The organism is Thermoplasma sp. (genome assembly GCF_023256435.1).
Lineage (GTDB): Archaea > Thermoplasmatota > Thermoplasmata > Thermoplasmatales > Thermoplasmataceae > Thermoplasma.
The window spans coordinates 14264-27004 of record NZ_JAGDXM010000059.1; the positions used below are offsets into that span (position 1 = coordinate 14264).

A 12741-nucleotide genomic window follows, 5' to 3' on the forward strand; every position below is an offset into this window, starting at 1 on the left:
CTATCCCTGGATCTCTGGCTTATTTATCAGTATGTTGATGAACTGGTAAACGTGCATACTGAGGACAGGGTTATCGCTGTACCCACATGTCTCAAGGTCAGGACCAGCGATCAGAGCTCTATTCTGGTCACTCACGATATCTGTGGCTATCAAACCGTCTCTCCTATAGACTATCACATTGGCAGGAACCCTCTTGTTCGGTGGTATTACAAAGACAACCCTGGCACCACGCTTTATGGCATTTTCAATGGGTTTCTTCATCTGCTTCCTTATTTCAATTATCTTTGGGGTTGAGATTATTATCTCATGTTCGGTGAGGTTTATCATCTCTTCGATCTTCTCCATGACCTTCTGTGCACCGTTTATCGTGTATATAAGCTGCGGTTCGCCTCTTGACGGAGCATTATCTTCAAGCTCCTTAAGATCCCTGAACAGCTGCTGTAGTTTTTCCTCATAGTAATCCCTTATCTCCTCCATCTTCGCCGGCTTGAACATTCTCGGTCTCCCTTCTGTGGCCTTCGCTAGACCCTTCTTCACCAGCGATTCCATGACCTTGTAAGCAGATGTTCTGGGTATGTTGGCGGTGCTAGCTATCGTATCAGCGTTTGCAACTCCGTGATAAACAAGCGCCGCGAAGCCCTGAGCTTCATAAGAGGAGAGCCCGAACATGCGAAGCATCTCCTGAATCCTTTCCATCTTACCGTTATTAGCTTCCACGACTACTAATATTATTATTAATTAAAAACCTTTTCAATTTTCATCACGCAATTTTTACGTATTTACCAATATTAAATGATTTCTACGATAATTATAATTATGTATGAAACTAATTTATTATGCAAAAATTTGAAGAAAAAATTTGAAAAACCATGGTACAACAATAGTATTTCTATCGTGACGTCATATACTAGTATGCTACCCTATGATGAAAATTCATATTCGAGGATGCTCGAGGGTTATACCGTCATAGTTGCAACATCCGGGAGTATCTCCATTTACAGAATACCGGATCTTGTCAGGGACCTCAGGCGAGAGGGTGCCAATGTCATAGTCGGGATGAGTCAAAGTTCAGCTGCAATGGTGAGTCCAGAGGTCATGAAGTGGGCATCTGAAAGAGATGTTGTCACTGAGATCACCGGTCGTATAGAGCATATAACACTCTTCACAGAAAACCCAGATAAGAAGATACTTCTGATAGCACCAGCATCGTACAATACCATAGGGAAGATGGCCAACGGTATAACAGACAGCATACCGTCGCTCTTCTTTTCATTTGCCTTCGGTCATGGAATAAAGACGGTTGTTGCACCAGCAATGCATAAAAGCATGATGGAGAATCCAATAAACCTGGAAAACGTGAAGAAATTGAGAGATCTAGGTGTCAGGTTCGTTGAGCCAATCTATGACGATGAGAAGGCAAAGCTGGGCAGCAATGCTTCTATAGTGGACGAGGTATGTCGGGCGACGCATGAGACTCTCGCTGGCAAGAGGATAATGATAATATCTGGAAGGGGCGAGGAACCAATCGATCCCATACGATCGATAACCAACGCTGGCAGCGGATTCACCGGGGTTTGGGCTGCAAAGAATGCATACAGGATGGGCGCGTCCATGATAACCTACATTGGCAATACCCAGTACGATCTTCCTGGTTATGTCAATTACATACATGCAAAGTCAATGGATGAATTCGAAGACAGATCGCTCAAGGAGATCGAGAAGGGTTACGATGCAGTCATCGTCACCGCTGCACTGCCGGATTTCAAGGTGTCCGAAAGATCCGATAAGAAGTACAGCAGCGACGAGACCCTCAGACTTACCCTAGAACCGAGAGAGAAGCTCATATATAAGCTAAGAAAGAAATTCAATGGTCTACTTGTGGCATTCAGACTAACTGATGATATAAACGAGGATGCGATCAGCCACTTCGAAGGAAAGGTCGATCTTGCCGTCGTAAACACCTATGAGAAGGATCCATTTGGGAAGGTAAGAAACAGCTACCGCTTCGCATGGAAGAATGGATCGAAGATCCTCCATGATGCGCCGAAGCCCATGATGACCAGGATGCTCCTTGAACAGATATCCAGCATGATCTGAGGACATATCATGTTTGATGAAACTATCACGATAACGGGCTTTCAGTTAAGACGAACAGAAAAGGCCCGTGCATTAGATGCAATGAAGGAATCGCTACGTGAAACGAATTCCGACATGATCATATTTCCAGAAAAATGGACAACAGAGGAATATAAAGAGGATGAAATTCTGTCAGTCATAGAAAGCCTAGATATTGGCCATATTCCGCTCTTCATTCCAGGGTCATTCAGCATAAGCGATGATGATATTTTGTACAACAGATCTTATCTATTTCACTATGGAAAGCTGATCGGCCATCAGGACAAGATCTCACTCTATGCAGATGAATCGAGAAGATACACCGCCGGATCTTCAATCCGTGTGTTTTCAGGGGATGGACTTTCCATAGGCATTTCCATATGCTACGATATTGACTTTCCATACTACAGCAAGGTGTTGATGAGAGAAGGTTGCAACATGATAGTCAATCCATCACTGATAAGATCAAATTTTACGGAAGAATGGCATCTCTACGTATCAGCCAGATCCCTAGAAAACCGTGTGCCAGTCATATCAATAAATTCTCTCTCGGAACCTTTTGGCGGACATTCGATAGCAGTTTTGCCGTACAAAGATGGGACCGGATACAGAATAAGAAAGGCTGTGGCCAGCGATATGAAGTTTGATGTCACTTTAAATATAAAGGATTATGAAGACGGAAGGATCAGAAGATTCCAGGAAGATCCTGGTACATACTCCTTCGCAAAAATTGAGGTGATCAAGTTCTGATGTTTTCGTTGATTATTCTGGCCACTATCTGCGGATGGCTTATCTGAGGTGTATGCCTTGCATAGGGTATCTCGTACAGTTCGCTGTTCGGAATCAACTCATGGAATCTCCTTCCATAGTCTATGCTCAGTACGTTATCAGCTGTACCCCATATTATCAAGGTTTTGGCCTTTATCGATCTGAGATCATCCTCCTTCATTTTCCATTCTTCTTTGGAGTTGTTTATGGATATATTCCTGATGATGTATTCATCGTTACCATCCTCCACAGACATGACCTTCTTAACAAATTTATCAAGAGCCTCTTCGCCTATCTCCGCGATGGTTGGATTTAGACCTGCACTGTCAACTAGCACCAGATAGTCAGGTGCCTTCTTCTTCACAGTTATGTAAAGCGAGATCCAGCCACCATAAGAGTTTCCAACGAGAGTGAATCTATCTATTCCCATTCGGTTCAGAGCATCCATAACAGCTGATGCCTGAACTTCAATTGTATACTCTATCCTGGGTTTATCACTCCTTCCATGCCCCAGAAGATCGAAGCATAACATGCGAAAACGCTGATCAAGAAAACGATCAAGCCTCAGCCAGTTGTTGCCGGATCCACCAAGTCCGTGAAGAAAGACAAGTGGATATGAACCGGGCCGCTCGAGGTATGATAGATTTCCAAAACTTGTCATTATCGAATGCCTGTCCATATATAAACTTTATCACACATGTTATATAAAGCTTGTATGCTTCCTTCGAATTACGTTATTTTACTGATGATTTTCGTATAGCAAAAATTTTTAACATAAAATTTTCCGCAAAAATCTTTTTATATCATTCCATAGGAAGGCGTGGCGCAAAAAGAGAAATTTGTCTATAGATTTGATGAAGGAGGAAAAGAAATGGTTGACCTCCTTGGAGGAAAGGGAGCCGGCCTTGCTGAGATGACAAAGATAGGTCTGAATGTACCGCCAGGGTTCACTATCACAACAAAGGCATGCATAGCCTTTCTGAAGAATGGGGGTTTTCCAGAGGGAATGATGGATCAGGTGATGCAGGCGCTGCATGATCTGGAACAAAAGGTGGGAAGATCATTCGGCGACGAGAAGAATCCACTTCTCGTATCGGTAAGATCCGGTGCACCGGTAAGCATGCCTGGGATGATGGATACCGTTCTGAATGTCGGCCTAAATGACAGAACGGTTGAAGGCCTCGCATTCATGACGGATAACAGACGCTTTGCCATGGACGCCTACAGAAGGCTCATACAGATGTTCGGAGAGATAGTTTATGGATTACCTCATGAAGAGTTCAGAGGAATGATAGAAGAACTGAAAACAAAAAAACATTACGACGAAGATAGATTCACAGTTCAGGATCTTCAGTGGCTGATAGATAAATACCATACCATTTATAAAAAATATGGCAAGTCGTTTCCTCAGGATCCACAGACGCAGCTGGTTGAATCAATCAAGTCCGTGTTCAATTCGTGGAACAGCAAGAGAGCTGTTGCATACAGAAAGATGAATGGAATACGCGATGACATGGGAACTGCAGTGAGCATAGTTGCGATGGTTTTTGGAAACATGGGTGACGATTCTGCAACAGGTGTTGCTTTCACGAGGGACCCGAATACTGGAGAAAAGAAGGTATTCGCGGAGTATCTGACAAACGCCCAGGGCGAAGACGTTGTAGCTGGCATCAGAACGCCGAAGTACATTGATGATATGAAGAACGAGATGCCACAAGTCTACAGCGATCTGATGAAGACCTGCGACATACTTGAGCACCACTACCGAGATATGCAGGATATTGAGTTTACAGTAGAACGCGGAAAACTCTACCTTCTCCAGACAAGGACTGGAAAGAGAAGCGCAAGGGCTGCCATCAGGATAGCCTTGGATCTTGTTGATGAGGGAATAATATCTGAAGAGGAAGCGTTGATGCGCATAACGCCTTCAACCTTCGATAGGATAATGCATCCTCAGGTCAAGGTCACCGGAAAGGAAACTCCGCTGGGAAAAGGCCTAGCAGCATCTCCAGGTGCAGCCTCTGGCATGATCGTATTCTCATCAGAACGTGCACTGGAGATCGGAAAGGCCAAAAAGATGATACTGGTAAGGCCAGAGACCACAGCAGATGATGTGAGAGGCATGGCGGTATGTGAGGGTTTCCTCACCCAGAAGGGTGGCATGACATCGCATGCAGCAGTCGTTGCAAGAGCTATGGGGAAACCAGCCGTTGTAGGTGTTGAAGCCATGTCAGTGAATGTCAACGACAGAACAGTGACCATAGGAAACAGGGTTTTCAAGGAAGGAGATGTGGTGACCATTGATGGAACTTCTGGATTCTTCTATGAGGGTGAACTTCCCGTCGAGAAACCCACTATTGATGAGTATTCCAGCAGACTACTGAAGATAGCTGACAGATACAGGAGGCTTGGAGTGAGAGCAAATGCGAACACTCCAGAGGAAGCAAAGTTGGCCAGGGAAAATGGCGCTGAAGGTATCGGCCTTGCCAGGACGGAAAGGATGTTTCTCGGAAATGACAGGATAGGCATAATGCGATCAATGATAATGAGTGAAACGACTGAAGAGCGCAAGAAGTATCTGGATCAGCTTCTCCCAATGCAGGTGCATGACTTCGTGGAATTTTTCAGGACCATGGAGGGCTACCCCGTGATAATCAGGCTTCTAGATCCACCACTGCATGAATTCCTTCCAAACAAGGAAGATATATTGAGACAGATATATGACATAAACAGTGGCAAGGGAAACAGAGAGGATCTGCCCTACCTAGAGAGATTGCTCAAAACGGTTCGTGATCTTGAAGAATTCAATCCCATGCTTGGGTTCCGTGGCTGCAGAGTCGGACTTGTGTATCCGGAGATATATGACATGCAGGTCAGAGCAATAATAGAGGCAGCTGTGAAGGTCATTGAGGAGGGGAGGACCATATACCCGGAGATAATGATCCCTCTGGTAGGTCATCAGAACGAACTTAAGAAGATACGCGCTAGGCTTGAAGAAACCGCAAAATCCGTGAAGAATCATGAGAAGGTGAGGTACAAGTTCGGAACGATGATCGAGATACCGAGGGCCTGCATCACCGCACACAAGATAGCTGAATATGCGGATTTCTTCTCCTTCGGCACAAACGATCTGACACAGATGACCTTTGGATACAGCAGGGACGATGCAGAGGGAAAGTTCATGTTCTTCTATCTGGAAAATGGAATACTCGAGAGCGATCCATTCTCTTCAGTTGATCGTGATGGTGTCGGAGAATTGATGAAGATCGCGGTCGAGAGAGGCAAGAGAACAAAGCCGGATCTGGAAGTTGGCATATGTGGAGAACAGGGCGGCGATCCTGATACGATTGAATTCTGCGATGAGATAGGACTGGACTATGTATCCGCATCACCGCACAGGATTCCAGTGGCAAGACTGGCCGCAGCGAGATCAAACATAGCGAGGGAAAAACCGGAAATAGCCCAAACGGCCAAATATTGAAAAATAAATTATTTTCATTTTATGGTGAGCTTGAAGAGCTTATCGGACGGATCCTGAACCCTCATCATCTCAGCTTTTTCCACCTTCATTATCTGTATCTCTATGAGCGGATCAACAACTGCTGAGAAAAGATGTCCACCCACTATCATGTGATTTGACCTGGCTCCAGATGCATGTATATGATATCGTGGTTCGTTCTGCGCAATGCTGCCATGCAGGGACACTATCTCCAATCTCTCCCTGAACGTTTCTTTATCATAGTCCTGACCGTTCCAGTATCCGATCTCGAAATCTCTCAGCATGCCTATAGCCCATACCACCGTACCGCCCTTAACGTCGTATTTTCTGCATACCTCATCCAGATCTTCAAAAAAGGAGGTATTCTTATCGAAGCGGGCCACTATGAATGTGCCCTCCTGCTTGGAGTACATATGCAAATATCATTTCATTTCTTATTAAGGTTGGCTATGCCCCGTCATGTTCCCCCATGTTAGCCGCGGAACAGATACTTACTGCAGCACATAATATTAAACAATGCGCGGATAAGAAAGCAATATCATTTCTTGGAGATTATCTTTATCACGTCTGAGTCCTTCAATACATAGTCTCTGCCCAGGATCATCTTTGTTCTGCCGTTTATAGCCCTGATGAATCCTTCACCGATATCTGTATGCACCCTGAATGCAAGATCCAGTGCAGTTGATCCCTCAATCATCACATATGCATCAGGAAGGATGTTTCCAGCCTTATCTGTCCATTTATTTTCATCATATACTGGGTAAACGACGATGTAGTGCAACAGGTTCTTGACCACCTTTTCCACTAGGTCATGTATTCTCACGACGCCGGGTGTCCTGAACCACCTATCTATCATCTCAAGTGCCTCTCTCTGACGCTGATTGCCCCCCGTTATCTTAAATCCGGTCAAAACGGAATCTATGATGCCAGCATTTCTCGCTCTCTTCACGGCCAGCTCGTACTCTGCAGAAACAACATACATATCAGGTATAGCCTCAATGATCTTACGAATGGTTTCAGCATCCACCCTGTCGCCCTTGTTGCCAGCATATACTACAGGTTTTGCATATTTCAGTATCGCTGATGCTAGGTTATAGGCATCCTCCATCGTCCAGATACTCAGCCTTGCTGGGAAAAACTCAGTCTCCAGAATTTCAGAGATCTTCTTTTCCGGAATGCCAAAGAGCGAGAGCTTTTTTCTGAGAGCTATTTCACGGCGCTCGCCTGCAGCCTCGCTTCTCCTGCTGAAATGATCCCAATCAGAGTATATCCTGTCCGCGAACCACTTCTTTATCTCGTTCATCACCAGATTTATGCTGTTCTTTATGTTTTCAATTGATCCTGACGAGATGTCGATTATGAGCACTATCGCATCGACATCCCTCACGGCGTCTAAGAATTCGTTTCCCATTCCACGGCCTTCGCTTGCACCCTCTATCAGACCGGGAACATCTATCACCTGAACGGGTATATGACGTATCCCATTTTCGCAGTAGCCTTCCCTTGGATTGCAGTGAGATCCGATTTCAGAATCCGGACATCTCACGGTGAAGAATGTCATGCCTAGGTTCGGCTTCACGGTGGTGAATGGAAAATCACCTATTTCGGCCTCATTCTGAGTTGCAGCGGAGAAAAACGTTGACTTACCGACGTTTGGTTCACCCACGAGGCCGATCTTTACAGACATGACTGCCGCATTTCATCTTCAAAAATAAAGATTTTCAGATTCACTTCGCTGGCAATTCTATTCGTAATATCAATTTGATGCAGGCACGCCGGATTTTCTGGAAGACCTACTCTTTAACCCAAGTGCTGCAAGATAATAGATGGTCTTGGCGAAACCCGCAAAGTTATCGAACTCCACCATGGCGAATTTTTCAGTGGCCTTGCCTTTTGTCTCGCCCAGCTCCCTGAAGATGTCCTCAATGCCAGAGAAGACACGTTCGTTCATGTTTCGAACTATCCACTGTATGATGGGATTCCTCATCTCGCTGGTGAGATATGGGAACAGCTCTTTGGTCACATTGATTGAATGCTTCCATGAGATATAGAGTATGTCCCAGTATTTCTTCGGTATGGTATCGATCCATGGGAAATCGTTTCCTTTTAGCCTACTGGCTGTCATGGGTATAACAGGAAGCGGGAATATCCATGCCTTAAGATCCAGATCTATCATCCTCTCAACCAGCTTTATGCTCTCCTCGATGTCCTCATCGGTTTCATCCGGATATCCTATGGTCATTGTATAGCATGGATGTATGTGGTTATCCACGAGTATTCCCGTGGCATCCACGATCACGTCGCCCCAGTCATGCGGCGTCCACGGGAAAGGCTTGCCTCTCATGTACTTTGATATTATGCGTTCACTACCGCTTTCCAGACCGACAACCGGTGCCTCGGCTGTATACTTATCATACTCCGCAATCTCAGCGATGGCCTGAACCGTCCTAGGGCTGGATTTTGCACCCGGGGCCGAAATATGCGGAAAATAGATGTGGGTAGCCCCCATCTTCTTAACAGTGGTGAACAGGTTCACAAGAGCTTCATGGTTCACCTGTAGCTTCTTCGACCCGTATAGCATTATGTCATCCGTGAGAAGCTCAACTCCTCTTATTCCATGATCGATGTTGAGCCTGACCTCCTTGACTATATCCTCCAGCGGTATAGATCTGAACGTCTCTGGCGTTATGGAGCAGAACTGGCAACCCCTTGGACATCCCCTGGTTATCTGTACCTCCCCGAATCTTGATGGCTTTATTATCGTTGGGATTTCCTCAACCTTTGGCATGCGGCCATAGGTAACCTTCGGCACCGGTTCGCCTCTCTCCATTTTCCTTACCAGATCAGGAAAGTCAAGTTCCGCCTCACCGTCAAGCACTGCGTCAACCCATTCTGGCATGTCCATAGCTATCTGCCACGCACCCGGACCGCCTATTATGACCTTGAATCCATACTTCGCCTTCAGTTTCTTTACCTTTTCACCAAGCTCTTTGAAAAATTTCGCAGTCCAACTGTCACCGCCACCAAAGATCATGGTCAGCTTTGTGGAGACAGGACTCAGTGCGTATGGATCATGTACGTTTATGCCGAGAACCTTTGTTCCTGCGTCAACGGTCTTCTCCAGTTGTTCTGGCGGTGATACAACAACCGATATGCCCTTTGATGCAAGAATGGCCTCAACCTTCCTAAGCCCATAGGGAGCCGTTATCGCCTCTCCATTCTCATAGGACTTGATCGGAGGTGTGAAGAATCTGTCCATAAAGAAACGTGGAACAAGCCTTGCAGGAAGGCATGCCACATAACCAAGCGGAGAAGATCCATTGTAGTCCGTGAATGTTCCTCTATCAGATGTTAGAACAACTTCCCAGGACATAATTTAATAATACATTAAAATATTTAAAGATTGCCAATTTTATTAAGCAGATGAAAATATACTCATATAATGCTAATAAATGTCAGAAAATGCTGATTAAACACTTTACTTATGAATATTTTATCATTATATCTAACAATAATTTAAAGATATTGTTAAAAATTATATCAACTCTAAACAATAAGATTTAACATACGCATGGAATTTTAACAACATGGGAAGATCATTTACAATACCGAAATACACGCCATTTTTCTTTGATAATAAACTTTATGAATATATCCTGTATGCATGGCTGAAGTATCGCATTCCATAGCTGGGTATCGCGATACAATGATTATGAGCTGCAGACCAAGAGTCTTTGGTGAGTGGCAGCCCGTAAATACATAAAATATGGAGTATAATCATGGAAGTTGAAATCAGGATCGTTTCCGCATCATACCGACAGAGTGACGTAGCAGTAGAACTATTCGGTAGGACGCAAAGTGGGGAATCTGTAACTGCGCTCTATTTTGGTTTCAGGCCATATTTTGATGTTGTTGAACCAGATGAGGATTATCTTAAAAAAATACAGAACGATGAAGAATTTCTCAAAATGGAGGACAAGAAGCTTTGGATAAGAGGCAGATACGAGAATGTCAAGAGAATATACATAAGATCCCCCTGGAAAGTTCCTGAATACAGAGAGAAATGTCCATTTGAAGTCCTCGCAGCTGACATACCATTTCATCATCGGTTCATATACGATTTTGACCTTGGATCGTGCGTCAGGATCACTGGAGAGGAGATCTCCGACAAAGAGCCTTCATTCACTACGGATCTCGTCATAAGGGCTGAGAAGATAGAGAATGTAACCGATTTCAATCCTAATCTCAAGGTTCTGAGTTTCGATGTTGAAAATGAGATAAACAGGGAAAATGTGGAGGATTACGGACGGATTCTCGTGATAGGATATTCCATAAGCTTCCAGGGAAAGGTCACAACTGGTTCGCTTTCCGGTGACGAACAAAACATTCTGCACGGATTCATAGATCTCATCAGGAGTGAGGATCCGGATGTTATAACAGGATACAATATCGATGGATATGATATTCCTGTCATAAAGAAGAGGATGGATCAATATGGTATAAAGATGGAGATAGGCCGCGATGGATCAGTGCCCAGAAGAATAATGAACCAGTTCTGGCGTGTGCACGGGAGACTTATCAGCGACACCTGGTGGAGCGTAAAGAGAATTTTGCATCCAAAGCATGAATCGCTTGATTATGTGTCAAACCTTCTGCTTGGACAGGGAAAGGATAACATAGACCGCCTCAGGATCGAGGAGGAATGGAAAACCAGGAAGGACGAGGTCATCGCCTACTGCATAAAAGACGCAGACTTAACTCTCCGCATATTCGATAAGCTCATGGTGCTTAACAGGCTGATGTACATGTCATCAGTGACAAAGCTGCCACTGGATGATGTGGCCAATGTCGGCACCAGCAACTACGTTGATTCAATCCTCATAAGGGCGGCTGACAGGGAAAATATAGGAGTGCCGATGAATCAGCATGAGATCAAAACGGAGGAAATACAAGGTGGTTACGTTCATTCAATAGGTGCAGGACTTTATTCCAATGTGATCGTGCTGGACTTCAAAAGCATGTATCCATCCATGATAATAAAATACAACGTCTGCTTCACGACGCTTGATCCAAATGGCGAGATTGAATCGCCAAACCATGTAAGATTCCTTTCGCCGGACAAAAAGAAGGGGCTGATACCCAGAATACTTCAGGATCTCATGGCCGACAGGGATGAAGTTAAGCGGAAGATGAAGGCAGCCAAGAGCCCGGAGGAAAGGGAATTCTATGACGGTATACAGAATGCAATAAAGGTTCTCATGAACACCTTCTATGGCGTCCTGGCCTCATCTTTCTATCGTTTCACCGATCATAAGATCGGAAGCGCAATAACCGCATTCGCAAGAGAAACAATCAAGGGGATAATATCGACGTTAGAATCTTCCGGCTACACCGTTATATACGGAGATACGGACAGCGTTTTCGTTAAATCCGGTGGAAAATCAACAGAAGAGGCTATCAGAAAGGGAAAGGAGCTGAGCGAGAAGCTTTCGAAGGAACAAGGACTCACACTAGATTTCCAGATGGTGCTGGATCCTTTCTTCTCTCATGGGGCAAAGAAGAGATATGCAGGAAGATGCGTGTATCCGGATGACATGAAGGGTGAGATAGTCATCAAGGGATATGAGGTTCGCAGGACAGATTCTTTTGACCTTCAGAGCAAAGCTCTCTCGAAGGTGATAGATTACATACTGAATCGTGATGTACAAGGCGCAATAAAATATGCAGACGATCTCATAAAAAAGGTTAGATCAGGAGATCCATCGATAGATATAGAGAGCCTAGTGATATCAAGGACCGTTAAAGAATTTGACAGCTACAGGGCAAATCAAGAATCATTAGCCAATATAAGAGCTGCAAAGAAGCTTATAGAAATGGGAGAGACCTTCGTACCTGGTATGAAAGTTTCATGGATCGTCACAAACGGCAAGCGTACACCTCAGGAGGTTGAGCCGTATATATATGGAAGAGAACTAAAGAGCAAGCCTGATTGGGATTATTATGCCAGACGTTTATCAGAAACCTTGGGAAGAGTTATAGATGTATTCAAATCAGAACTGGGACAGAGTCAGAAGATGTCCAGTCTCGAAAGTTTTGCAGCTTCCACGGATGAAAGAAAAACTCAGCCCAGCGAAAAACCAAAGAACAGCACTCTGGATAGTTTTTTCGGATCTTAAAAGAGAAGTTAGGAGTTTGAGGGAAGCAGTAAAACTCTTTCTTCGGACATGAAATATACGAACTTCTCACAATAAATAGAAAGATCTATAAATAATCTCATCATATCTATAGACAATGTTAACAGCCGCCAAAGTGAAGCTGTATCCAAATGTAAAACAGAAAGTATTACTGGAGAAGCACTT

General features: G+C 44.5%; 10 protein-coding genes. 5 read left to right on the top strand and 5 right to left on the bottom strand.

All coding sequences use genetic code 11. From position 1 onward, the window contains the following. Positions 1 to 717: a TrmB family transcriptional regulator gene (locus Q0C15_RS07920; RefSeq protein WP_297218157.1), complete on the bottom strand. Its 717-nt coding sequence runs from the start codon at positions 715 to 717 to the stop codon at positions 1 to 3. Between the two features lie 195 nt (positions 718 to 912). Here Q0C15_RS07920 and coaBC point away from each other — a divergent pair, with 195 nt between their 5' ends. Then, complete coding sequence (gene coaBC, locus Q0C15_RS07925) at positions 913 to 2097, top strand: bifunctional phosphopantothenoylcysteine decarboxylase/phosphopantothenate--cysteine ligase CoaBC (protein ID WP_297218160.1); 1185 nt, start codon at positions 913 to 915, stop codon at positions 2095 to 2097. A gap of 9 nt (positions 2098 to 2106) precedes the next feature. Then, positions 2107 to 2865 (top strand): carbon-nitrogen hydrolase family protein, encoded by a 759-nt coding sequence (locus Q0C15_RS07930; RefSeq protein ID WP_297218163.1) that lies wholly within the window; start codon positions 2107 to 2109, stop codon positions 2863 to 2865. Here the strand turns inward: Q0C15_RS07930 and Q0C15_RS07935 are convergent. Further along, on the bottom strand, positions 2855 to 3562 hold the full coding sequence (locus Q0C15_RS07935) for an alpha/beta hydrolase (protein WP_297218166.1): 708 nt from the start codon (positions 3560 to 3562) through the stop codon (positions 2855 to 2857). The two genes, Q0C15_RS07930 and Q0C15_RS07935, sit on opposite strands and share 11 nt — an antisense overlap. Before the next feature lie 141 nt (positions 3563 to 3703). Here Q0C15_RS07935 and ppdK point away from each other — a divergent pair, with 141 nt between their 5' ends. Next, positions 3704 to 6364, top strand: a complete 2661-nt coding sequence (gene ppdK / locus Q0C15_RS07940; protein ID WP_297218168.1) for a pyruvate, phosphate dikinase — start codon at positions 3704 to 3706, stop codon at positions 6362 to 6364. Positions 6365 to 6378: 14 nt separating this feature from the next. Here the strand turns inward: ppdK and Q0C15_RS07945 are convergent, their stop codons facing one another. From Q0C15_RS07945 to Q0C15_RS07955, 3 genes are all read right to left on the bottom strand, one after another. Next, on the bottom strand, positions 6379 to 6795 hold the full coding sequence (locus Q0C15_RS07945) for a PPC domain-containing DNA-binding protein (RefSeq protein WP_297218171.1): 417 nt from the start codon (positions 6793 to 6795) through the stop codon (positions 6379 to 6381). Positions 6796 to 6920: 125 nt separating this feature from the next. Continuing rightward, positions 6921 to 8069: a YchF-related putative GTPase gene (ychF, locus tag Q0C15_RS07950; RefSeq protein ID WP_297218173.1), complete on the bottom strand. Its 1149-nt coding sequence runs from the start codon at positions 8067 to 8069 to the stop codon at positions 6921 to 6923. Between the two features lie 69 nt (positions 8070 to 8138). Beyond that, the gene (locus Q0C15_RS07955; protein WP_297218176.1) at positions 8139 to 9755 is read right to left on the bottom strand and encodes a radical SAM protein; all 1617 of its coding nucleotides are present in this window, start codon (positions 9753 to 9755) and stop codon (positions 8139 to 8141) included. A 406-nt stretch (positions 9756 to 10161) separates the two neighbouring features. Between Q0C15_RS07955 and Q0C15_RS07960 the strand changes: the two genes are divergently transcribed. Continuing rightward, positions 10162 to 12558 carry a DNA-directed DNA polymerase gene (locus Q0C15_RS07960; protein ID WP_297218179.1) on the top strand — a complete coding sequence of 799 codons (2397 nt, stop codon included), beginning with the start codon at positions 10162 to 10164 and terminating at the stop codon, positions 12556 to 12558. Between the two features lie 115 nt (positions 12559 to 12673). Continuing rightward, positions 12674 to 12741, top strand: a 68-nt coding sequence (locus tag Q0C15_RS08030) for a helix-turn-helix domain-containing protein (protein WP_367181995.1), incomplete at its 3' end; no start/stop codon positions are given.